Source organism: Stenotrophomonas sp. YJH_SMC_32, from assembly GCF_059369975.1.
On the sequence record NZ_JCAFTE010000015.1, the window covers coordinates 1 to 20,727 of the forward strand.

The 20,727-nt window shown below is 68.2% G+C and carries 18 protein-coding genes and 1 pseudogene; 12 read left to right on the forward strand and 7 right to left on the reverse strand.

Annotated elements, in window-relative coordinates; translation table 11 throughout:
- Positions 1-116 (forward strand): annotated as a pseudogene (locus AC5P7S_RS14785) (IS110-like element ISStma4 family transposase); the annotation flags it as partial.
- Positions 117-145: 29 nt separating this feature from the next.
- On the opposite strand, the gene AC5P7S_RS14790 reads toward AC5P7S_RS14785, so the two are convergent.
- The 3 genes from AC5P7S_RS14790 to AC5P7S_RS14800 all read right to left on the reverse strand — a co-directional run bounded on the left by AC5P7S_RS14790 (position 146) and on the right by AC5P7S_RS14800 (position 3,761).
- Positions 146-1,396, reverse strand: coding sequence for an alkaline phosphatase family protein (locus AC5P7S_RS14790; protein WP_065197076.1), 1,251 nt, complete (start codon positions 1,394-1,396; stop codon positions 146-148).
- A 398-nt stretch (positions 1,397-1,794) separates the two neighbouring features.
- Positions 1,795-2,286, reverse strand: coding sequence for a methylated-DNA--[protein]-cysteine S-methyltransferase (locus tag AC5P7S_RS14795; RefSeq protein ID WP_095379041.1), 492 nt, complete (start codon positions 2,284-2,286; stop codon positions 1,795-1,797).
- Complete coding sequence (locus AC5P7S_RS14800; RefSeq protein ID WP_095379038.1) at positions 2,283-3,761, reverse strand: DNA-3-methyladenine glycosylase 2; 1,479 nt, start codon at positions 3,759-3,761, stop codon at positions 2,283-2,285. The genes AC5P7S_RS14795 and AC5P7S_RS14800 overlap by 4 nt, the downstream gene beginning before the upstream one ends.
- Positions 3,762-4,183: 422 nt before the next feature.
- Here AC5P7S_RS14800 and AC5P7S_RS14805 point away from each other — a divergent pair, with 422 nt between their 5' ends.
- From AC5P7S_RS14805 to ubiM, 4 genes are all read left to right on the forward strand, one after another.
- Positions 4,184-5,347 carry a COG3904 family protein gene (locus AC5P7S_RS14805; protein ID WP_065177460.1) on the forward strand — a complete coding sequence of 388 codons (1,164 nt, stop codon included), beginning with the start codon at positions 4,184-4,186 and terminating at the stop codon, positions 5,345-5,347.
- 58 nt (positions 5,348-5,405) lie between these two features.
- Positions 5,406-5,966 (forward strand): DUF4019 domain-containing protein, encoded by a 561-nt coding sequence (locus tag AC5P7S_RS14810; RefSeq protein WP_095379036.1) that lies wholly within the window; start codon positions 5,406-5,408, stop codon positions 5,964-5,966.
- Between the two features lie 11 nt (positions 5,967-5,977).
- Complete coding sequence (locus tag AC5P7S_RS14815; RefSeq protein ID WP_095379034.1) at positions 5,978-6,367, forward strand: MAPEG family protein; 390 nt, start codon at positions 5,978-5,980, stop codon at positions 6,365-6,367.
- A 79-nt stretch (positions 6,368-6,446) separates the two neighbouring features.
- Positions 6,447-7,625: a 5-demethoxyubiquinol-8 5-hydroxylase UbiM gene (gene ubiM, locus AC5P7S_RS14820; protein ID WP_095379032.1), complete on the forward strand. Its 1,179-nt coding sequence runs from the start codon at positions 6,447-6,449 to the stop codon at positions 7,623-7,625.
- Positions 7,626-7,636: 11 nt separating this feature from the next.
- Here the strand turns inward: ubiM and AC5P7S_RS14825 are convergent, their stop codons facing one another.
- Entirely contained in the window at positions 7,637-7,858 is a 222-nt protein-coding gene (locus AC5P7S_RS14825) for an RNA-binding S4 domain-containing protein (RefSeq protein ID WP_014036469.1), read from the reverse strand.
- A 269-nt stretch (positions 7,859-8,127) separates the two neighbouring features.
- On the opposite strand from AC5P7S_RS14825, the gene AC5P7S_RS14830 reads away from it, so the two are divergent.
- The 6 genes from AC5P7S_RS14830 (at position 8,128) to AC5P7S_RS14855 (ending at position 17,728) form a co-directional block, all read left to right on the forward strand.
- The gene (locus AC5P7S_RS14830; protein ID WP_095379030.1) at positions 8,128-10,074 is read left to right on the forward strand and encodes a DEAD/DEAH box helicase; all 1,947 of its coding nucleotides are present in this window, start codon (positions 8,128-8,130) and stop codon (positions 10,072-10,074) included.
- A 218-nt stretch (positions 10,075-10,292) separates the two neighbouring features.
- On the forward strand, positions 10,293-12,716 hold the full coding sequence (locus AC5P7S_RS14835; RefSeq protein WP_095379027.1) for a putative bifunctional diguanylate cyclase/phosphodiesterase: 2,424 nt from the start codon (positions 10,293-10,295) through the stop codon (positions 12,714-12,716).
- Positions 12,717-12,824: 108 nt separating this feature from the next.
- The gene (locus AC5P7S_RS14840; protein WP_095379025.1) at positions 12,825-14,489 is read left to right on the forward strand and encodes a sensor domain-containing diguanylate cyclase; all 1,665 of its coding nucleotides are present in this window, start codon (positions 12,825-12,827) and stop codon (positions 14,487-14,489) included.
- Positions 14,490-14,523: 34 nt separating this feature from the next.
- Positions 14,524-15,246 carry a pseudouridine synthase gene (locus tag AC5P7S_RS14845; RefSeq protein WP_005408708.1) on the forward strand — a complete coding sequence of 241 codons (723 nt, stop codon included), beginning with the start codon at positions 14,524-14,526 and terminating at the stop codon, positions 15,244-15,246.
- Positions 15,247-15,379: 133 nt separating this feature from the next.
- Positions 15,380-16,450: a GGDEF domain-containing protein gene (locus tag AC5P7S_RS14850; RefSeq protein ID WP_069138010.1), complete on the forward strand. Its 1,071-nt coding sequence runs from the start codon at positions 15,380-15,382 to the stop codon at positions 16,448-16,450.
- Positions 16,451-16,567: 117 nt separating this feature from the next.
- Positions 16,568-17,728 carry an AAA family ATPase gene (locus tag AC5P7S_RS14855; RefSeq protein WP_095379023.1) on the forward strand — a complete coding sequence of 387 codons (1,161 nt, stop codon included), beginning with the start codon at positions 16,568-16,570 and terminating at the stop codon, positions 17,726-17,728.
- A 30-nt stretch (positions 17,729-17,758) separates the two neighbouring features.
- Here AC5P7S_RS14855 and AC5P7S_RS14860 read toward each other — a convergent pair whose 3' ends face one another.
- Entirely contained in the window at positions 17,759-18,706 is a 948-nt protein-coding gene (locus AC5P7S_RS14860; RefSeq protein WP_005415820.1) for a DMT family transporter, read from the reverse strand.
- A 79-nt stretch (positions 18,707-18,785) separates the two neighbouring features.
- Here AC5P7S_RS14860 and AC5P7S_RS14865 point away from each other — a divergent pair, with 79 nt between their 5' ends.
- On the forward strand, positions 18,786-19,400 hold the full coding sequence (locus AC5P7S_RS14865) for a Pr6Pr family membrane protein (RefSeq protein ID WP_095379021.1): 615 nt from the start codon (positions 18,786-18,788) through the stop codon (positions 19,398-19,400).
- Here AC5P7S_RS14865 and AC5P7S_RS14870 read toward each other — a convergent pair.
- Together AC5P7S_RS14870 and AC5P7S_RS14875 are read right to left on the reverse strand one after the other, a co-directional pair.
- Positions 19,321-20,193, reverse strand: a complete 873-nt coding sequence (locus AC5P7S_RS14870; protein WP_095379018.1) for a DUF72 domain-containing protein — start codon at positions 20,191-20,193, stop codon at positions 19,321-19,323. The genes AC5P7S_RS14865 and AC5P7S_RS14870 overlap by 80 nt on opposite strands.
- A complete protein-coding gene (locus AC5P7S_RS14875) occupies positions 20,190-20,633 on the reverse strand; it encodes a VOC family protein (RefSeq protein ID WP_049417273.1) in 444 nt (147 codons plus the stop codon). Before AC5P7S_RS14875 ends, AC5P7S_RS14870 begins: the two co-directional genes overlap by 4 nt.
- Between the last annotated feature and the right edge of the window lie 94 nt (positions 20,634-20,727).

Below are 20,727 nucleotides of genomic sequence, written 5' to 3' on the forward strand. Positions count from 1 at the left end.
CGAAAGGAAAGCCCTTCAAGGTCGTCATGTGTGCGGTGATGCGCAAGCTCATCCATCTGGTTTGGGGCGTACTGAAAAGCGGCCGCCCATTTGAGCCTGACGGCGCCCTTGCCTAGGCAAGGGCAACACGGTATCTACAACCGGATCAGCGCAGGGTCTTCTTCAGCGTTTCCGGGTTGCCGTCGTTCGGCGCGGCCGGTACCTGCAGAAGGTGTGCCAGCAGTGGATAGACATCGACATTGTCGAAGCCATCGATCACCAGGCCCTGGCGGAACGACGGGCCACTGGCCACGAACACGGCGCGCATGGACGGCAGCGCGTTGTCGTAGCCGTGCGAGCCGCGGTCCTGCTGTTCGCGCTTGGCGATCTTTTCCTGATGCAGGGCATCCCAGCCTTCATCCATCATGCAGACAATGGCGGGAATGCGCGGATGGGTGCCGTAGTGCAGGCGCGCCGGCAGTTTTTCTTTCTTCCAGCATTCGTAGTGCGCGTGGCGGCCGAGCAGAGCGCGTTCGGCGGCGGCTTCATGGCCGACCACCGGTGCGAAGCCGACCGACTGGCCCTGGCTGACATTGCGCGCAATCGCCGGGTCGACCATCGATTCGGTGGCGATCACCTGGCCAGCGGGGACACTGGCCATGCCATGGTCGGAGACCACGATCACATTGGTGGTTGCGGCCAGCCCACGTTGCTGGAGTCCGTCGAGCACCTGGCCGACGATCTGGTCGGCGCGCACGATGGCGTCGGCGTACTGCTTCGACTCGGGGCCGTAGTTGTGACCTGCCTTGTCCACGTGTTCCATGTACAGCGTGGTCAGGCGGGGGGCATCGGCGTCGGTCTGTGACAGCCAATCGAGCACGATGCCGGCGCGCTGTTCCAGCGGCTCCTTGCCGTCGTAGATGCGCCACTGGCTGGGGCGTACGCCACGGATCTCCGATTCACTGCCCGGCCATGACGTGGTGGCCGAACGCACGCCAGCATTCTCGGCGCCGACCCAGATCGGTTCGCCGCCCCACCAGCCACTGGTGGTAACCGCTTCGCGATTGCTCAGCTCGAACCGGCCCAGTGCTTCATCGTCCATGCTGTTGTTGACGATGCCGTGGTGGTCCGGGCGCAGGCCGGTAACGAGGGTGTAGTGATTCGGGAAGGTCAGCGACGGATAGGACGGGGTCATCCAGCGTGCGCGCACGCCGCCATCGATCAGGCGTTGCAGGTTCGGGGTCAGGCTGCGGTCCAGCGCATCGGCGCGCAGGCCGTCGATGGAGATCAGCAGCAGCTTCGGCGGTGCCGCCGCAGCGATGGAAGTGGGAACGGAGGCGGAGGGGGGGGGCGCGGTGGTGCAGGCAGCCAGGGGCAGCAGCAGCGCCAGCGCACAGGTCAGGCGTACGGAAGTCATCCGCGCATGATAGTGCGAGGTAATGACGCGCCCAAGACACGGCGCGGTGTCCGCGCATTTTTTCCTTATCCCCGCGCCTGTCGACGCGCCCCCTTCAACAAGAAGGGGGCTTTTCTCCAGACAGTTTACAGACGCTTCCATACACGCATGGCGTGGATCTACCGCGTCGACCAAGGTCGACACCTACCCACCGCCGCGGGAATCTGTCGAAGGTGGGGCGGTGTGGGTGGGCAGGACCGTTGGCGCCATGGATGGCGCCATCGAGCCCCCATGGATGGGTTTACGGCGTGTCCTGCCCACCCATACCGCCCCACCCAACGCGTAGAAAATCGGAGCTGTATTGGCTCTTGACCTTGCCGTTGCCTCTGCGGGTGCCGGGCGCAGCCCGGCCGGCCCTCTCAGGCGAACAGCGGGGCCTGGCGCTGTTCCAGCCGCAGCAGCGCGGCCTTGGTTTCCAGGCCGCCACCGAAGCCGGTCAGTGCACCGTTGCTGCCGATCACGCGGTGGCAGGGCAGGATGATCGGCAATGGATTGCGGCCATTGGCCGCGCCCACCGCGCGGGTCGCGCTGGGTTGGTCCAGGTGCTGCGCCAACTGCAGATAGCTCCAGGTCTGGCCGAACGGAATCAACGCCAGCGCCTGCCACACGCGCAGCTGGAACGGCGTGCCGCGTGGTGCCAGCTGCAGGTCGAACCGGCTGCGTTCACCGTGCAGGAACTGCAGCAGCTGTTCGCGTGCCTCCGGCAGTGCATCCGGTGCGTAATGCCAGCCGTCGCGCCCGCGTGCGGGGTGACGGTTCTCCGGAAACAGCACGTGCGCAAGACCACGCTCGTCACCGGCGATGGTCAATACGCCGATCGGGCTGTCGAAACGATCGAACAACAGGGTCATGTCGGTTCTCCAACGAACGTGCCGGACAGGTGCCACAGGTGCAGCACCGCGTAGGCGCGCCACGGGCGCCAGGGTTGCGAGCGCGCTTCGGTCGCGCGTTCGTTCAGGCGCTGGCCCTGCGCGTGGCCGAGCACCTGCTGCAGTACAAGATCGCCGGCCGGGAAGGCATCGGGCTGGCCGAGGCCACGCAGGGCGATGTACTGCGCGGTCCAGGGGCCGATGCCGGGCAGTGCAACGCAGCGCGCAACGAATTCCTCCAAGGCCTGGCCGGGCCCGAAGTCGAGCCGGCCGCTGGCGCAGGCGGCGGCCAGGGCGCGCACGGTGGCCGCGCGGCTGCGCGGCAGGCCGATGGATTCCAATGGTGCCTCGGCCAGTACCTCGGGCGCTGGAAACTGGCGATCGAAGTCGGATGGCATGCCCGGCAGGTGCGCGCCATAGGCGTCGACCAGGCGCCGCGCGAAGGTGGTGGCAGCGGCCACGCTGACCTGCTGCCCGAGCACCGCGCGTACGCCCACCTCGAAGCCATCCCAGCCGCCGGGCACGCGCAGCCCGGGGCGCTCGGCGATCCCGCGCGCCAGCAGAGGTTCCTCGCCGAGCGCGGCATGCACCTGCTGCAGGTCGGCATCCAGATCGAACACGCGACGCACGCGGCGCACGATGTCAGGGATCAAGCGCGGATCCACCGCGCCCAATTGCAGGCGAAGTTCCGGGCGCTTCGAATCGGCGGTGACGCGCAGCAGGGTGGGGCGCTCCGGCGCGCCCAATACGCGCTGGTAGCTGTCTTCACCGATCAGTTCGATGCCGGGCAGGCTGCGTTTGCGCAGGAAGGCCAGCATGCGTGGGAAGTCCAGTGGTGGACGGTAGCCCAGGCGCAGCACCAGGCCGCCATCATCTGCAGCCAACGGTTGATGCTGGCGACGCAGGGCGGTCGGCGCCATCCCACAGCCCTGCAGGAATGCGGTATTGAAGCGGCGCAGGCTGTTGTAGCCGGCAGCCAGCGCGACGTCGGTCACCGCCAGCGTGGTTTCGGTCAGCAACTGTTTGGCCAGCAACAGGCGATGGGTTGCGTGGATCTGCCCGGGCGTTGCGCCGAGATGTTCGACGAACAGGCGCTGCAGTTGGCGCGCGCTGAGGCCGAGCTTCGTTGCAAGATCGGCCACCGGCTGCTCCTGCAGGAAGCCGCCGTGGATCAGCGCCAGTGCGCGCTGCACGGTCTGTCCGGCCAGGGCCTGCTGGGCCTGCGGTGCCAATTCCGGGCGGCAGCGCAGGCAGGGGCGGTACCCGGCGGCCGCGGCGGCCGCGGCGGTGGGGAAGTAGGTGATGTTGCGCGGCTTCGGCGGCGGTGCCGGGCACACCGGGCGGCAATAGATGCCGGTGCTGCGCACGGCGGTGAAGAACACGCCGTCGAAGCGTGCGTCGCGGGCCAGGCGGGCGCGGTCGCAGGCGGCGGTGTCGAGGGCGAGAGGGGAGTCCATGGCGCCAGTCTAGGCCCGCGCGGGCGGCGATACTCGCCACATTCGGACATGGATGCTGAAGGGGGTCAGGCTGGGCTGCGCCCTGCACCCGCGGTAGTGCCGGCCGCTGGCCGGCAACGGCAACGGCAACGGCAGAAGCTGGTTTTCTGTGGGGAGGCGGGGTGGGCCCGGTTGCGGGAGACGCCGTAAACCCGTCCTTGGGGGCTTGGCCGCGGCATCCATGCCGCGGACACTCCCGCAACCGGACCCACCCCGCCTTCGACAGGTTCCTGCGATCTGTCGGAAGGGCATCCCGCTCTGGTAGGTGTCGACCTTGGTCGACACGCTTTCCCAAGGGTCAGAAGGGGTTCATCACCACGCACTGAATGCGCGGCCTGGACGGGTAGACTGTGGCTCTTGCTCACGTGAAGACCGGTTGCCCGATGTCCGCCAAACTCCGCTGGTTGCCCCTGTTGTGCCTGGCCCTGGCGGGCTGCAGCCAGCTGGAGAATCCGGGCAATGTGACTGCCGCCGACAAGGCCGCGCGGGCGCCGTCCAGCGATGGCGAGAACATGGTGTCGATCAATGCGGCTGACGCACCGCCTCCGCCGGCACCGCCGCGCAGCCGGGAGGACCGGCCGTGGCCGCAGGCGCAGCTGGAGAATGGACGCGCCTGGATCAGTTGCAGCACCGAGTACGCCGGCGAGGCTGGCGACGGTGTCGAGCTGGAAGGCCTGCAGCGCGAGCAGATCACCCAGGCCCTGGCCCCGTGCGCCGAGCGTGGCCTGATGCGCGTGCGCTACGCCGGCAAGATCAATCCGGGCTTCGCCGAGATGATGTGGCGTCTGGCGGTGGTCGCCGACCAGCAGAAGATCCACAAGCGCATCCTTGATCTGGATTCCAGCGGCGGGCAGGTGGAGTCGGCGATCGTCGCCGGTGACAGCATCGGTGAATCGGGCTGGACCATCTGGGTGCGCGAAGGCTCGATCTGCCACAGCGCCTGCGTGTTCGTGCTGGCCGCCGGCGACAACCGCCTGCTGTCGGGCAAGGTCGGCATCCACCGCATGATGCGCATCAGCTCCAAGGCCACCTCGCGCGCCGAGCTCAACCGCGAGCTGCACGAGGTCTACGACAACGTGAAGGACTACCTGCAGCGCAACGGCGTGGCGGTCGGTGTGGCGGATCTGATGATGACCGTGCCCAACCGCAGCCTGCGCCTGCTGACCCCGGACGAACTGCGCCAGTACGGCCTGGATGGCACCAATGCGGTGCAGGACGATCTGGAACGGATCAAGCAGATGCGTGCCTGCGGCGACGATTTCGTGCAGCGCAAAGACGCCTTCCTGGTCGCCTTCGACCAGCAGTGCAAGCGCGAAGGCGCCGACATGGAGTCGATCAACAGTTGTGGCCAGGCGTTGAAGCAGCGCTTCGGCTTCCCGGACGCAGTCTGTCCCGACGAAAGCCCGCTGTCGGAGATCGATGTGGCGACGCTGCCACCAGCGCCGCCGGAGCCCCCGCCGGTGGCCGAACAGGCGCCAGGGAACGCCGCCGCGCCCGCCGCGCAGGCTGATGCGGCAGCGGTGGAGGGCGACGCCCCGGCACGCTGACAGCATAGTCACCGCGCTGGCGTAGACTGCGGTTCTCTCCAGAAAACCGGCGGTGTCCATGAAGCGCGTGCTCCTGCTGCTGTCCCTGCTGCCCCTGACTGCGTTGGCGCAGGCACCTGCACCGGCCACGCCTGCACCGGCCACGCCTGCACCGGCTCCGGCACGCCCGGCCCCGGCATCGCCGGCGGCTGCGAAGCCCGCCACTGCCGGTGCCCCGGCGTTGACCGCTGCGCAGCAGGCCCAGGTGCAGAAGCAGGACGCGGAAATGGGCGCGGCTGCGTTGAAGGCGGCGCAGCTGGTCGATGCCAACCGCGCCGGCGAATTGTGGGATGGCGCTTCGGCCGTCGCGCGCCGTGCGGTGCCGAAAGCCACCTTCGTCAGCCAGTTGGTCGCCGAGCGCACGCGCCTGGGTGCGCTGGCCGGGCGTGGCCAGCCGACCATCACCCGGGTCAAGTACAGCCCCGGCGCCGCAGTGCCGGAAGGGCTGTACATCAACGTCAGCTTCCCGACCCGTTTCGCCAACAGCGCGCAGCCGGTGCGCGAGCTGGTCTCGTTCCGCTTCGACGAAGACCAGGTCTGGCGCCTGGCCGGTTACAGCCTGCGTGCGTCGGCACCCTGAGGAGATGAACGATGGCAACTGAGCTGACGATGCTGGCCTGGTCGGTGCTGCTGGGCTTCGTCTACATCTTCGCCACCTCCACCGTGGTCACCCGCGAGCGCGGGATGAAGTGGAATGCCTCGGCACGGGATGGCGATGCAAAGCCGCTCAGCGCGCTGGCCGGCCGCCTGCAGCGTGCGCAGGCCAACTTCCTGGAAACGTTCCCGTTCTTCGCCGCTGCCGCGATCGCGGTGGTCGTGGCCGGGCGCAGCAACGACACCACGGCGCTGGCTGCGCAGGCCTACGTCTGGGCGCGTGTGGTCTACCTGCCGCTGTATGCCGCAGGCGTGCCCTACGTGCGCAGCCTGGTCTGGCTCGTATCGCTGCTGTCGATCCTGGCGCTGGTGTTCGCACTGCTGTAGCCGGGCCTGATCCAGATCAAGGCCAGTCATGCGCGCGGCGCTATGCTGGCCCGGACTGAATCAACGGCAGGAGGCGCGCATGCGCAGGATGGACGTGGTGGTGGTCGGCGCTGGACCGGCGGGCCTGTGCTTCGCGCGTGCGCTGGCCGGCAGTGGCCTGCAGGTCGGGCTGGTCGAAGTGCAGCCGCGCCAGGCCCTGGCCGAAGCCGCCTTCGATGGCCGCGAGATCGCGCTGACCCATGCCTCGCGGCAGAGCATGGAGCAACTGGGGCTGTGGCAGCGCCTGCCGCAGGCCGAAGTCGCCGAGCTGCGCGATGCCAGGGTGATGAACGGCGGCTCGCCGTTCGCGTTGACCTTCGCCAGCAGCCAGGTTGATGGCCAGCCGCTGGGCTGGCTGGTGCCCAACCACCTGATCCGCCGCGCCGCCTGGGATGCCGTGCAGGGCCAGGATGCGCTGGAGCTGTTCGATGGGCGCAAGGTGCTGGGCGTGCAGGCCGATGCGCAGGGCCACGTGGTCAGACTCGATGACGGCAGTCAACTGCACGCGCGACTGCTGGTCGCGGCTGACAGCCGCTTCTCCGCCACCCGCCGCATGCTCGGCATCGGTGCGCAGATGCGCGACTTCGGCAAGTCGATGCTGGTATGCCGCATGCAGGTCGAGCGCGACCATCACCACACGGCCTGGGAGTGGTTCGGCTACGGCCGCACCATGGCGCTGCTGCCGCTCAACGAGGGCCAGGCATCGGCGGTGATCACGCTGCCGCCGCGGCAGATCGAAGAACTGCTGGCGATGGACGAGGTGGCCTTCGGCGATGCCATCAGTGCCTGCTTTGAGCATCGGCTGGGCCGCATGCAGCCGGTGGCCACGCCGCAGGCGTATCCGCTGGTAGGTGTGTACGCGCACCGTTTCGTCGGCGAGCGTTCCGCGCTGATCGGCGATGCCGCGGTGGGCATGCACCCGGTCACCGCGCACGGCTTCAATCTGGGACTGGCCAGCGCACAGCGGCTGGCACAGGGCATCGTCGCGCAGCAGCGGCGCGGTGCCGACATTGCCGCCGCCGGCATGCTGGCCAGCTACCAGCGCGGTCATCGACTGGCGTCGCGGCCGCTGTACGAGGTCACCAATGCGATCGCCAGCCTGTACACCGACGATCGCCGCCCGGCACGCCTGCTGCGGGCCGCGGGCCTGCGCGTGGCGCAGGGCGTGGCACCGTTCAGACAGCTGATTGCCTCGCACCTGACCCAGCGCGTGGCCTGAACACTCTCGGATCAGCCAGCGGCCAGCACGCGGATCTGGCTGTCGGCGAACTCGACCACCTGGCCTGCGCGGATCTTGCAGGCCTTGCGCAGTTCGACCTCACCATCGACCCGCACCTGGCCCTCGCTGATGACCATCTTGGCCTCGCCGCCGCTGGTGACCAGGTCGGCCAGCTTCAACAGCTGCTTGAGTTCGACGTAGTCGCCGTCGAGGTCGAATTCGAGAATCTGCATGGAGCGAGGGGTCCTGGAAAGAGGGCGCAGGCCAGCGGCCGGGCCGGAAAGAAGGGCGCGTATTGTGCGCCAGCACGGGGCATGACGGCACGCGCATGGAAAACTGTACGCCTCGTTCAGGATCAATGCGGTATCATTCCGCTCTGAGCGAGTGAAATCTCCTCCGACCGAGCAGCGCCAGGGCACGCGATAAGAAGGGCGCCCAAAGCGCGGACCATCACCCTTTTTATCGCACTGCCAGGAAGACGGCAGTGCCTTCGGAGTTCCCCATGTCCCAAGATTCCCAAGCGCCGCTGCAGTTCGCGCAGCTCGGCCTGTCCGAGCCCGTGATGCAGGCGGTCACCGCCATCGGCTACGAAACCCCGTCGCCGATCCAGGCCGCTACCATCCCGGCGATGCTGGAAGGCCGCGACGTGCTGGGCCAGGCCCAGACCGGTACCGGCAAGACCGCTGCGTTCGCACTGCCGGTACTGTCCAACATCGACCTGCAGCAGATCAAGCCCCAGGCCCTGATCCTGGCGCCGACCCGCGAACTGGCCATCCAGGTTGCCGAGGCGTTCCAGTCCTATTCGTCGAAGATCCCGGGCTTCCGCGTGCTGCCGGTGTACGGCGGCCAGCCCTACGGCCAGCAGCTGTCGGCGCTGCGCCGTGGCGTGCATATCGTGGTCGGTACCCCTGGCCGCGTGATCGATCACCTGGACCGCAGCACCCTGGACCTGTCCGAGCTGAAGACCCTGGTGCTGGACGAAGCCGATGAAATGCTGCGCATGGGCTTCATCGACGATGTCGAAGCGGTGCTGAAGAAGCTGCCGGAGCAGCGCCAGGTGGCCCTGTTCTCGGCCACCATGCCGCCGCAGATCCGTCGCATCGCGCAGACCTACCTGCAGGACCCGGTGGAAGTGACCATCGCGGCCAAGACCACCACCTCGGCCAACATCCGCCAGCGCTACTGGTGGGTGAGCGGCATGCACAAGCTGGACGCGCTGACCCGCATCCTGGAAGTCGAGCCGTTCGACGCGATGATCATCTTCGCGCGCACCAAGGCCGGCACCGAAGAACTGGCCAGCAAGCTGCAGGCGCGTGGCCTGGCCGCTGCCGCCATCAACGGTGACATGCAGCAGGCCCAGCGCGAGCGGACCATTGCCATGCTGAAGGAAGGCAAGCTGGACATCCTGGTCGCCACCGACGTGGCCGCCCGCGGCCTGGACGTGGAGCGCATCAGCCACGTGCTGAACTACGACATCCCGTACGACACCGAGAGCTACGTGCACCGCATCGGCCGTACCGGCCGTGCCGGCCGCAGCGGCGAGGCGATCCTGTTCGCGACCCCGCGCGAGAAGGGCATGCTGCGCCAGATCGAGCGCGCCACCCGCCAGCCGATCGAAGAGATGCAGCTGCCGAGCGTGGAAGCGGTCAACGACACCCGCATCAACAAGTTCACCTCGCGCATCAGCGAAACCCTCGGCGCCGGCGGCCTGGACTTCTACCGCCAGCTGCTGGAGCGCTTCGAGAACGAGCAGAACGTGCCGGCCATCGAGATCGCCGCCGCGCTGGCCAGGATGCTGCAGGGCGATACCCCGTTCCTGCTGCAGCCGCCGGTGCGTGCCCCGCGTGAAGAGCGCGCGCCGCGCGAGCGCTTCGACCGTGGCGACCGCCCGGAGCGTGGCGATCGCTTCGACCGCAACGAGCGGGGTCCGCGCTTCGAGCGTGGCCCGCGCCGTGACGACGCCGAAGGTGGTTTCGAGCCGCGTCCGCGCCGTGAGGTTCCGCCGCGTGGTGCACCGGAGCAGGGCATGGAGACCTACCGTATTTCGGTCGGCCACCAGCATGGCGTGAAGCCCGCCAACATCGTCGGCGCGATTGCCAACGAAGCCGGCCTGGAAAGCCGCTTCATCGGCCGCATCGACATCCACGACGACTTCTCGCTGCTGGACCTGCCGGCACAGATGCCGCCGGACGTGCTGTCGCACCTGCAGAAGGTGTGGGTGTCCGGCCAGCAGCTGCAGATGCGTGCGCTGGCTCCGGGTGAAGACACCAACCCGGCCCCGCGCCCGTTCAAGCCGCGCTTCGACAAGCGTGGTCCGGGCGGCCCGGGTGGCCCGCGTCGTGGCGGCCCGGGTGGTCCGGGTGGCCATGGGGGCGACCGCGGCGGTGACCGCGACAGCCGCCCGCCACGTCGTGATGGCTTCAAGCCGCGCGGCCCGCGCAGCTTCTAAGCCGCACCCGCAGCCGTCCAGAGCAACGCCAGCCCCCGGGCTGGCGTACAGGAAAAGGGGACGGAGGGGATTAAGTCGTATATGGCAGGCCATGCGCTTATGCCGAAAACGACTTAATCCCCTCCGTCCCCTTTTTCGCATGGTCAACACATTGCCGGTCATAGGCTGGGCCGGTTCCAAAGGAGGTTGTCACCGCGGCACATTCGGGGGGATCCGGGATGGGTAGGAGTGGCACGGACCAAAAGAGCCGGCGGGTGCCGATGACCCGGGGGCTGGGACTGCGATTTGCGTTGTTGACCGGCATGGCGATCGGACTGGTCGCACTGTCGGCGTTGATCCAGGAACTGCAGGCGGCCTCCACCGCCTGGATCGCCGGCCAGGGATACTGGTCGCGCGGTCAGCAGGATGCGACCGCCGCGCTCAGTCGCTACCTGGCGCGCGGTGATGCCCAGGACCTGGACGATGCACGCCAGGCCCTGCAGGTGCCGTTGGGCGATCTGCAGGCGCGGTTGGCGCTGGAACAGGCGGAGCCTGACGAAGAGAAGGCCCGGCAGGGCTTCCTGCAGGGGGGCAACGCGCACGCCGACATTCCGCGCCTGGTGTTTTCGTTCCGCTACGCGCGGGATATCGGTGCCTTCCGCGAAGCGACCGCGTTATGGCGGCAGACCGACGGGGACCTGATGGCGCTGCAGCGCCTGGTCGATGAGTTGCAGCGGCGGCACGAGGGTGGCCCCGTAGTGGCAGCCATGCGTGACCACTACCTGCAGCAGCTGCGCGATCTGGACCAGCGGATGAAGGTGCAGAGCCAGGCGTTCTCGCAGGCGCTGCTGCGGATGGCGACGCTGGTGAGGCTGGCCACGTTGATGGTCGCGGGCCTGTCGGTGCTGGCGATCAGCCTGATGGCGGTGGCCCTGGCGCGCCGCGTCGGCAAGGACCTGACCGAACACGAGAGCCGCTTCCGCGCAGCGTTCTACCAGGCCAACGTCGGCATGCTCAAGCTCGATACCGAAGGCAAGGTGATCGAGGCCAACCAGGCGATGGCCGACATCCTCGATCATCGCCGCGACGTGCTGCTGCAGCTGTCGCTGGCTGACCTGCTGATGGACGGCGAGCTGGTCATTGACGGGGTGGGGCGCATCGATTGGGACCGCCAGCTGCGCCCGAGCGAGCTGCGCTTCCGCCGTCGTGATGGCAGCCTGGTCTGGGGCCGCTGGAGCGGCACCGGTGTGCGCAGCGCCGGCGGCGCCCTGTCGGTGTTCGCGATCATCGAAGACGTCAGCCAGAACCATGCACTGGCGCGCGAGATCGAGCACCACGCCAGCCATGACCCGCTGACCGGCCTGATCAACCGGCGCGAGATCGAACGCCTGCTCGAACGCGCGCTGCTGCAGGTGCGCAGCGAAGGTGGTACGCACGCGCTGTGCTACATCAACCTGGACCATTTCAAGCTGGTCAATGACAGCTTCGGCCATGCCGCCGGCGACCAGATGCTGCGCAGCTTCGCCGATTACCTGGTGGCGGCGGTGCGCGATGGTGACTGGGTGGGCCGGCTGGGTGCGGACGAGTTCGCGGTGTTCCTCGCCCATGCCGGGCAGGACGAGGCCAAGCGCGTGCTGCAGCGGGTGATCCGCAATCTGGGGCAGGCGACGTTCCCGGTGAGCGAGGGCAGCCCGCAGTTGAGCTGCAGCATCGGCGTGGTCGAGGTCAGCGCCGATGCACCGGATGTGAACTGGTTGATGAGCGCCGCCGACAGTGCCTGCTATGCGGCCAAGCAGGCCGGGCGCAACCGCGTGCACTGCTTCAACGAGAACCGCATGGCGTTGGAGGAACGGCGCCGGGAAGCCGAGCGGCTGCAGGGCGTCAGCCTGGCCATGGCCGAGAACCGCATGGTGCTGTATGCGCAGCGCATCGCCCGCGTCGGCGATCCCACCTACCTGCACTACGAGGTGCTGGTACGCATGCGCGGCAGCGATGGCAGCCTGCACCTGCCGGGCCAGTTCATGCCGGCGGTGGAGCGCTATGGCATGGCCGTGGCGCTGGACCGGCACGTGCTCGGCCTGCTGTTCCGGCACCTGCAGGTGTGCCCGGCGCATGTGCGGCAGCTGGGACTGTGCAACGTCAACGTGTCGGCGCAGTCGATCGCCGAACCCGGCTTCCTCGCCTTCGTCTGCGACCTGCTGGAGCGCAATCGCGCGCTGGCCTCCAAGCTGTGCTTCGAGATCACCGAGACCGCAGCGATCAGCAACCTCAGCCAGGCGCGCGCGTTCATCGATGCGGTGAAGGCGCGCGGCTGCCGGATGGCGCTGGACGATTTTGGCTCCGGGCTGTCCTCGTTCGGCTACCTGCGCCAGCTGCCGGCCGACATCCTGAAGATCGACGGGGCCTTCGTGCGCGACATGGATACCGATCCGGTCAGCCACGCCACCGTGCGCGCGATCAGTGAACTGGGGCGCGAGCTGCAGATGGAGGTGGTGGCCGAATGGGTAGAGACCGCCGAAGTCGCCGCCGCGCTGACCCGGCTTGGGGTGCAGGGCCTGCAGGGCTATGCGGTCGAGCGACCGCAGCCACTGGAACGGATGACCCTGGCCGACCTGCGGCCGGTGCGCCTGGTGGCGGTGCAGGGCCCGCCTGCCGCAGGTTGAACGCCGTCGGCGACTTTGGTCTACACATGCGTTGCAGCCGCGGCTGCGATAATGCCTGCCAGGGGCGACGCGCAGTGGGCGCGGGCGTAAGCAGGAACAGGACGTGGCGTGGGCGGCAGGCAGTGGCAGTACGGAACAGGGGCGGTGCTGGTCGTGCTGCTGGTGTGGTTGGCCACGCCGTGGCCACTGTGGGCCGCTGCCGTCGAAGCCGGCCGCGATTACCTGCTGGTCGGCGCAGCCACCGATGAACCCACTCCACATCGCGCATGCACGCCGGACATGCTGACCGGTCACCGGCAGCAGGTGCAGGTGCCTGCGCCGCCGGGCGGCTGGTCGGGGCAACCGCAGGCCCTGGACGTGTTCAATGTGTTCGCTGGCGAAGTCCGCGTGCAGTATGGCGATCGCGAGATCTGCGGCAACATGCACGATGCCCGTACCCGAGACTCACGCTTCCGCGCAGGCATCGGGCTGGTGGCGGTGCCGCCAGCGGGCAGTCACGATCCATTCCTGGTGTCGTGGCAGACGCCGTTGAAGGCGCGTTGGGTACCCACCCTTCGGCTGGGCGCGCCCAGTCCCGTGCAGCAGAACGATACCGCCCGCCTGCTGGTGCGCGCGGCCTGCATCGCCGTGGCGATCGCACTGGCGTTGTCGGCACTGATGGCCTTCCTCACCACCCGCGACCGCAGTTTCCTGGTCTACATCGCCGGTACCACCGTGCTGGTGCTTTGGCAGGCCATCCTCGGTGGCCTCAGCGGCTATCCGGAACCCTGGTTGCCGGTGGGCGAGCGCGGTGCCTGGTGGCTGCTGGTGTTGACTGCGGCCACGCAGGCCTTGGTGCTGCCGGCGCTGTGGCGGCTGAATGGCGGTGATCGCCTGTTGCCGCGTTCGCGTCCGTTCCAGCTGGTGGCGCTTTGGGGATTGCTGGCGTTGGCTGCACTGGTGCCCTGGCTGCCATGGGACAGCCTGGCCTGGGTGGCGCAGGGCCTGCAGGTGTCCTATCTGCTGGGCTGTGGCCTGGCGTTGATGGCCGGGGTGTGGGCACGGCTGCGCGGTGACCGCTGGGCGCAGGCGGGGCTGGCGGCGCTGGCGCCGATGCTGGTGTTGATCCTGGCCGACGCCTGCCGCGCGGCGTGGTTGCTGGAATACCGCGTGGAGGCCCTGCAGCTGGCGGTGACCTGGCTGCTGATGATGGCCGCCTACGCACTGAACCAGCGGCTGGGCCGCCTGCGCCAGCAGCGCGATGAACTGCGCCAGCTGGCCGAGACCGATGGCCTGACCGGCCTGCCCAACCGCCGTGCCGGCCTGCAGCAGTTGGCCCGCCACCTGGAGCGGGTTGACCGCGAGCGTGGCCCGCTGGTGATCGGCTTCCTCGATATCGACCTGTTCAAGGACATCAATGACCGCCATGGCCACGCCGTGGGTGACCTGGTGCTGGTGGCGGTGGCGCGTGCATTGCGTGCCGCGGTACGCAGCCAGGACCAGGTAGTGCGGATGGGCGGCGAAGAATTCCTGCTGCTGATGCCGGGCATGCCCCGCGAGGCGGCGTCGGCGCGCCTGGATCGCCTGCGCCAACGCATCACGGAGGCGGCCCGGGCGCTGCAGGTGCCCGGCCTGGAGGTCACCGCCAGCATCGGCCTGGCGCAGTGGCGGCCGGGCGAGGACGATCTCGCCGCGCTGCTGCGCCGGGCCGACCATGCCATGTACGTGGCCAAGCGTGCCGGCCGCAACCGGGTGTTCGACGGCGAAGAACTCGATCCACCCGGCCTGGCATGAAGCGCGGCGGGCGGCGATGCCGGATAATAGGGCGATGACCACCCGACTCAACAAACACATCGCCGACACCGGCTTCTGCTCCCGCCGCGAGGCCGATCGCCTGATCGCCGCCCGCCGGGTCACCGTCAACGGCCATCCGGCCGGCACCGGCGCGGTGGTGGGCGAGGAAGACCAGGTGCTGGTGGATGGCCAGCCACTGCGCGCGCGCGTGGCCCGCAAGCCCGGCGCCCGCCGCCACGTCTACATCGCGCTGAACAAGCCGGTCGGCGTCACCTGCACGACCGAGACGTCGGTCAAGGGCAACATCGTCGACTTCGTCGGGCATGAACAGCGCATCTTCCCGATCGGCCGCCTCGACAAGGAGTCCGAAGGCCTGATCCTGATGACCAGCAACGGCGACATCGTCAATCAGATCCTGCGGGCCGAGAACGGCCACCAGAAGGAATACCTGGTGGCGGTGAACAAGCCGGTCACCGATGAGTTCCTGCGCGGCATGGCGCGTGGTGTTCGCATCCACGACCAGATGACGCTGCCATGCAAGACTTCGCGCATCGCCAAGTTCGGTTTCCGCATCACCCTGCAGCAGGGCCTGAACCGGCAGATCCGCCTGATGGCCGCCGAGTTCGGCTATCGCGTGACCCAGCTGCGCCGCGTGCGCATCGACAACATCAAGATTGGTGCGCTGAAGCCGGGCCAGTGGCGCAACCTGACCGAGCAGGAGCTGCAGGGCCTGCTGCCGAAGCAGCTGGACTGGTAGTGCCGGCCGCTGGCCGGCTGCAATGGGCGCGCGATGTATCCGGGATGCCGGCCAACGGCCGGCACCACCGCCATGCGGATTGCTCACCGGCTTCCGCTAGACTTCGCGGTGACCTGCCGGAACGTGACGTTGCATGATCAAGCCCGACAAGCCCGCCAACGAAGCCCTTCGGCTCGAGGCGCTGTATCGCTACCGCATCCTCGATTCGGAGCGAGAAAAATCCTTCGACGACCTGGTGGTGATCGCCAAGGCGGTCTGCGGCACCTCGATGGCGGCGGTGACCCTGATCGATGTCGAACGGCAATGGTTCAAGTCGATCCAGGGCATCGATGCGGCGGAAAACCTGCGCAGCGAATCGATGTGTGGCCATGCCATCCTGCAGCCGCAGCAGATCATGGTGGTCGAGGATGCGCTGCAGGATGCGCGCTTCCACGACAATCCGGTGGTGGTCGGCGATCCGCACATCCGCTTCTATGCCGGCGCGCCGCTGATCAGCTCCGACGGCTTGCCGCTGGGTACGCTGTGCGTGTTCGACGCACAGCCGCAACACCTGGCCAGCGACAAGGCCGAGGCGCTGGCCGCACTGTCGCGGCAGGTGATGCTGGTGATGGAGTTGCGCCGTTTCGCGCTCGACATCCAGAACCACATGCTGGAACGCGATGATTATGAGCGCCTGCTGTCGGAGTACCACGACGTGCTGCTGGCGCAGAACGCCGACCTGGCCGAGCAGAGCCGCACTGATGCGCTGACCGGCCTGCCGAACCGCCGCGCGATGGCAGCGGCGCTGGACGAGGCCGTGGCGATGACCGGGGAGCAGCCCGCTGAGGCCTGCGTCGCGCTGCTGGACATCGATCATTTCAAGCACATCAACGACTTCCAGGGCCACGCCACCGGCGACCGCGTGCTGGCCGAACTGGGCGCGCTGCTGCGGTCGCACTTTGCCGGCCGTGGCATGGCGGCGCGCTATGGCGGCGAGGAGTTCGTGGCAGTGATGCCCGCAACCGACCTGCGCACCGCCGAACTTCAGTGCGAGTTCCTGCGCCTGGCCGTGGCCGACCTGCCACTGGGCTTCCCGGTCACGATCAGTATCGGCATCGCCCAGCACCAGCCCGGTGAAAGCGTGGACGACACGCTGGCACGTGCCGACAAGGCGCTGTACCGGGCCAAGGGCAATGGCCGCAACCAGGTGGAAGTAGCGGGCTGAAGCGCCCCGCCCGGTAGATCCACGCCATGCGTGGATGCTCTTCCCGATTCACATCGCGTCGCAGCGCCTGCGATCAAGAGCGGGCAGCATGACGCTCTGTCTTCCCGGACGCCGACCATGCTGCAGACCCTGGCCATCGCCCACTATCGCTCGCTGCACGGGTTGGTATTGCCGCTGCAGCAGTTGAATGTGGTGACCGGCGACAATGGCAGTGGCAAGTCCAGCCTGTACCGCGCGCTGCGCCTGCTGGCGGAGACCGCACAGGGCGGAGTCGCGGCGGTGCTGGCCCGCGAAGGTGGGCTTGGTTCGGCGCTGTGGGCAGGTCCCGAATCCATCGATCGCAGGGTTGCGGCCGGCGAGATTCCGCTGCAGGGCGGGCTCCGGCAGGCGTCGGTGGGGCTGAAGCTGGGTTTCACTACCGAAGAGTTGGGCTATGCCATCGATCTCGGCTATCCGCCGCCCAGCCGTTCGCCGTTTGCGCTGGATCCGCAGATCAAGGCCGAGGCGGTCTGGGCGGGGCCGTTCCTGCGCAGCGCCAACCAGCTGGTCGATCGTCGCGGGGCGATGGTGCGGCAGCGCCATGCGCGCGGTTGGGATCTGGTGGATGACCGGTTGTCGCTGTTCGACAGCCTGTTCACCCAGGTCGGCGATCCGCAGCGCATGCCCGAAACGATCACCCTGCGTGAGTACATCCGTTGCTGGCGCTTCTACGACCATTTCCGCAGCGATGGCGATGCCCCGGCGCGGCAACCGACGATGGCCACGCGCACGCCGGTGCTGCATCACGATGGCCGGGACCTGGCGGCGGCCTGGGTGACCATCGTCGAGATCGGCGACCCGGTTGCGTTGGCACGCAGCGTCGACGACGCGTTCCCGGGCGCTACGGTCGATTTCGAGGCGCTGGATGGACGCCTGGCACTGCGCTTCCACCAACCCGGGTTGCTGCGGCCATTGTCGATGGCCGAGCTTTCCGACGGCACGCTGCGTTTCCTGCTGCTGGCCGCAGCGCTGCACACGCCACGCCCACCGCCGCTGATGGTGCTCAACGAACCGGAGACCAGCCTGCACCCGGACCTGCTGCCGGCGCTGGCGCGGCTCATCATCGCAGCCAGTGCGCGCAGCCAGGTATGGGTGGTGTCGCACGCCAGCCGGCTGATCGCGGCGTTGGAACAGGCGCCAGGGTGCCATTCGCTGCATCTGTACAAGGAACAGGGCCGCACGCTGTTGAGCGGGCAGGGCCTGCTGGATGCGCCGGCCTGGCATTGGCCGCAGCGCTGATGCGGCCATCCACGCCATGCGTGGATGCACTCAATCGGCGATGTTGCGCGCTTCGGCCGTGCCGAGGATTTCCGGATGCTGCACCGGCTTGCGGCGGTTCAGCAGCGGATGCAGGAACACCGCGCCGACGATGATTGCCACGCCCAGGTAGAACCACGGGGTGACTTCGTGCTGCTCGCGCAGCAGCACCACGGCCAGTACCACCGCATAGACCGGCTCCAGGTTGGTCACCAGCTGCACCGTGTAGGCGCTCAGGTGGCGTAGTGCGACCAGGGCCAGGGCGAACGGCAGCAGCGTGCAGAATCCGGCCAGCACCAGCAGCAGGATCCCGTCGTGCAGATTCGGGACCACCCACAGCGGGCTGGCCAGCGCCGGCAGCAGATAGGGCATCAGCGGCGCCAGCAGGGTCAGTGTGAGGGTGCCGGCACCCAGCTCCAGCGCGGTGACCGTGAGCGGATCGGCATGGCTGACCATGCGCTTGTTGAGCGAACCGAACACCGCCACCAGCAGCGCCGAGATCGCGCCGATCAACACACCCAGGCGCATGCCATCGGGCACGCCACCGACCACCAGCGCAACACCCGGCAGCACCGCCAGGCCGAACGCCAGCTCACGCAGCTGGAACGGCCGCTTGGCCACCCACGGCTCGATGATCGAGGTGAACACCGGTGCCAGTGCGATGCAGGTGGCAGCCACCGAGGCATTGGCCAGCTTCACCGCGCCGTAGAACGTCAGCCAGTGCAGGGCGACCAGCGCGCCGATACCGGCGTAGCCGGCGACCAGCCGCGGGGGCAGGGTGCGCAACCCGCGCCAGACCCGCGGCAGCAGGGCCAGCATCGCCGTCACCAGCAGCATGCGCCACCACACCAGCGGCAGTGCGGGCAGGGTGATCAGCTTGCCGAGGATGGCCGTGATGCCCCACAGCAGGACACAGAAATGGATCTGCCACAGCGCTTTGCGGGTGTCGGGTGTGCTCATCGGCCTATTGTGAGGCAATCGTACGGTCGCCGGCGACGCCTGTGGCATGCTCGCGGAAACTCCTCAGGGGAACCCTGCAATGGCTGCCAACCGCTCCGCCCTGCGTGCATGGGCAGCACTGACTGCACTGGTGGCCGCCACCGCGTTGCTGCTGCAATACCTGTTGCTGCTACGCGGCCCCGGGGCGGCTGCCGGGGTCGGCATGGCGACACTGCGCTTCGTTGGTTACTTCACGATTCTCAGCAACCTGGCGGTGTGCCTGGGATGCGTCAGGCTGATCCGTGCGGGTGTGCTGGACACGACTGTCGCCGCGGCGATCGCGTTGTGCATCGGGGTGACCGCGTGCATCTACATGCTGGCGTTGCAGGGGCTGTGGCAGCCCACCGGGCTGCAATGGTGGGTCGATGCCGGTTTGCACTACGCTGTGCCGGCGCTGTACCTGCTCGGGTGGTGGTGGCTGCTGCCACATGGGGCGCTGCGCTGGCGCGCGCTGGGCGGCGTGCTGCTGGTACCGCTGGTCTACCTTGGCTGGGCGATGCTGGTCGCTGCAATGACCGGACAGGCGCCGTATCCATTCCTCGAACTGCAACGCCTGGGTCTGGCGGCCTTCCTGCTCAACGTGCTGCGCGTTGCGGGCGTGTTCGTGGTGGGGTGGACCCTGCTGTGGGGGCTGGACCGCTGGCGCCGTCGATGAGGCGCTGCAGGGCCATCGCTGCGGCCGGGTTGCGGGCCTTGCCGGCACCGATGCACAGCAGGTAGACCTCGCGCGGGGTTTCCGGGGCGGACCCGGCCAGGCAGGGCAGGTCGTCCACCGGCTCGCCGCGTGACCAGCGTCGCGCGCGTTCAGCCCAGCGCTGCTGCACGGGTGCAGGCAGGCCCTCGTTCAAGCGGGCCTGGCTGCGCTTGATCCGCGCGTAGACGAAGCCAGCACTGACATCGCCATGCAATGGCGCCTCGTCGCTGTCCTCGATCACCAGCGCCACGCCGTGGCGGCGCGCGGCGGCGACCAGAGCCGGTCCATGTGCCTTGGCGTTGCGCACTTCCAGAGCGTGCTGCAACGGCACGCCCTCGAGCTGCTTCGGCAGCTGCGCCATCAGCGCTTCCAATGCATCGGCGTCGGCCGGATGGTGCGGATCGAACTGCCACAGCAGCGGGCCGAGCCGGTCACCGAGCGCAAGTGCCGCCTGCAGGAATGGCGTGGCCGCTTCCACGGTGCTGGCCAGGTCGCGGCGCTGCACCAGGTAGCGTGGCGCCTTCATCGAGAAACGGAAGCCTTCCGGCGTCTGCGCGGCCCACTGCGCGCACTGGGCCGCAGTCGGCGTGCGGTAGAAGGTGCCGTTGATCTCGATGCAGCGCAGGGCGCGGCTGGCATGGGCCAGTTCCTCGCGCTGCGGCAGTCCCACCGGATAGAACATGCCGCCGCGCCACTCGGGAAACACCCAGCCGCCGATACCGCAGCGGATCGCCATCCGGCCGGCAGCGGTCACTGGCTGTGGTCCTCGCGCCAGGGGTCGTAGCTGCCGAACCACCACAGGTAGCCTTCAGGATCGGCACAGGCATAGCCGCGGCCGCCGTAGTCCTGGTCGGCAATGTCGATGACGATGCGTGCCCCAGCCGCCTTGGCCCGCGCATAGTGCGCATCGACATCGGTGACGATCACGCAGGCGCTCTGGGTCTGGCGGCCGCCGACTTCTCCGGGCAGGACCGCGTGTTCGCTCCACGCGCTCTGGTTGTTGGCCGAGCCGAGCATGATCATGCCGTTGCCGAAGGTGAGCTGGGCATGGAAAACCGTATCGCCATCGGCATACACGGCCTGGGCATGGAAGCCGAAGGCCCGCTGCAGCCAGTCGATGGCGGCCAGCGCGTCGCGGTAGCGCAGGCACGGAATGATCGTGGAGCCGTTGCTTGGTTGGCCGTTCCCGCCCATGACACCCCTCCTATGGCACGGGGCAGGGTGCATCGGCGACCGTTACCATCCTGCGAAACCCCGGTGACGGCCTGCACATGGCCGCGACCCCTGT

Excerpts from the sequence above, each read along its gene's own strand:
- AC5P7S_RS14810 (WP_095379036.1), top strand. The coding sequence starts at position 5,406 with ATGAAGCGCGTGCTCCTGCTGCTGTCCCTGCTGCCCCTGACTGCGTTG.
- AC5P7S_RS14845 (WP_005408708.1), top strand. The coding sequence starts at position 14,524 with ATGACCACCCGACTCAACAAACACATCGCCGACACCGGCTTCTGCTCC.
- AC5P7S_RS14800 (WP_095379038.1), bottom strand. The coding sequence starts at position 3,761 with ATGGACTCCCCTCTCGCCCTCGACACCGCCGCCTGCGACCGCGCCCGC.
- AC5P7S_RS14850 (WP_069138010.1), top strand. The coding sequence starts at position 15,380 with ATGATCAAGCCCGACAAGCCCGCCAACGAAGCCCTTCGGCTCGAGGCG.
- AC5P7S_RS14825 (WP_014036469.1), bottom strand. The coding sequence starts at position 7,858 with ATGCAGATTCTCGAATTCGACCTCGACGGCGACTACGTCGAACTCAAG.
- AC5P7S_RS14855 (WP_095379023.1), top strand. The coding sequence starts at position 16,568 with ATGCTGCAGACCCTGGCCATCGCCCACTATCGCTCGCTGCACGGGTTG.
- AC5P7S_RS14865 (WP_095379021.1), top strand. The coding sequence starts at position 18,786 with ATGGCTGCCAACCGCTCCGCCCTGCGTGCATGGGCAGCACTGACTGCA.
- AC5P7S_RS14835 (WP_095379027.1), top strand. The coding sequence starts at position 10,293 with ATGGGTAGGAGTGGCACGGACCAAAAGAGCCGGCGGGTGCCGATGACC.
- AC5P7S_RS14830 (WP_095379030.1), top strand. The coding sequence starts at position 8,128 with ATGTCCCAAGATTCCCAAGCGCCGCTGCAGTTCGCGCAGCTCGGCCTG.
- AC5P7S_RS14875 (WP_049417273.1), bottom strand. The coding sequence starts at position 20,633 with ATGGGCGGGAACGGCCAACCAAGCAACGGCTCCACGATCATTCCGTGC.
- AC5P7S_RS14860 (WP_005415820.1), bottom strand. The coding sequence starts at position 18,706 with ATGAGCACACCCGACACCCGCAAAGCGCTGTGGCAGATCCATTTCTGT.
- AC5P7S_RS14790 (WP_065197076.1), bottom strand. The coding sequence starts at position 1,396 with ATGACTTCCGTACGCCTGACCTGTGCGCTGGCGCTGCTGCTGCCCCTG.
- AC5P7S_RS14805 (WP_065177460.1), top strand. The coding sequence starts at position 4,184 with ATGTCCGCCAAACTCCGCTGGTTGCCCCTGTTGTGCCTGGCCCTGGCG.
- AC5P7S_RS14815 (WP_095379034.1), top strand. The coding sequence starts at position 5,978 with ATGGCAACTGAGCTGACGATGCTGGCCTGGTCGGTGCTGCTGGGCTTC.
- AC5P7S_RS14795 (WP_095379041.1), bottom strand. The coding sequence starts at position 2,286 with ATGACCCTGTTGTTCGATCGTTTCGACAGCCCGATCGGCGTATTGACC.
- ubiM (WP_095379032.1), top strand. The coding sequence starts at position 6,447 with ATGCGCAGGATGGACGTGGTGGTGGTCGGCGCTGGACCGGCGGGCCTG.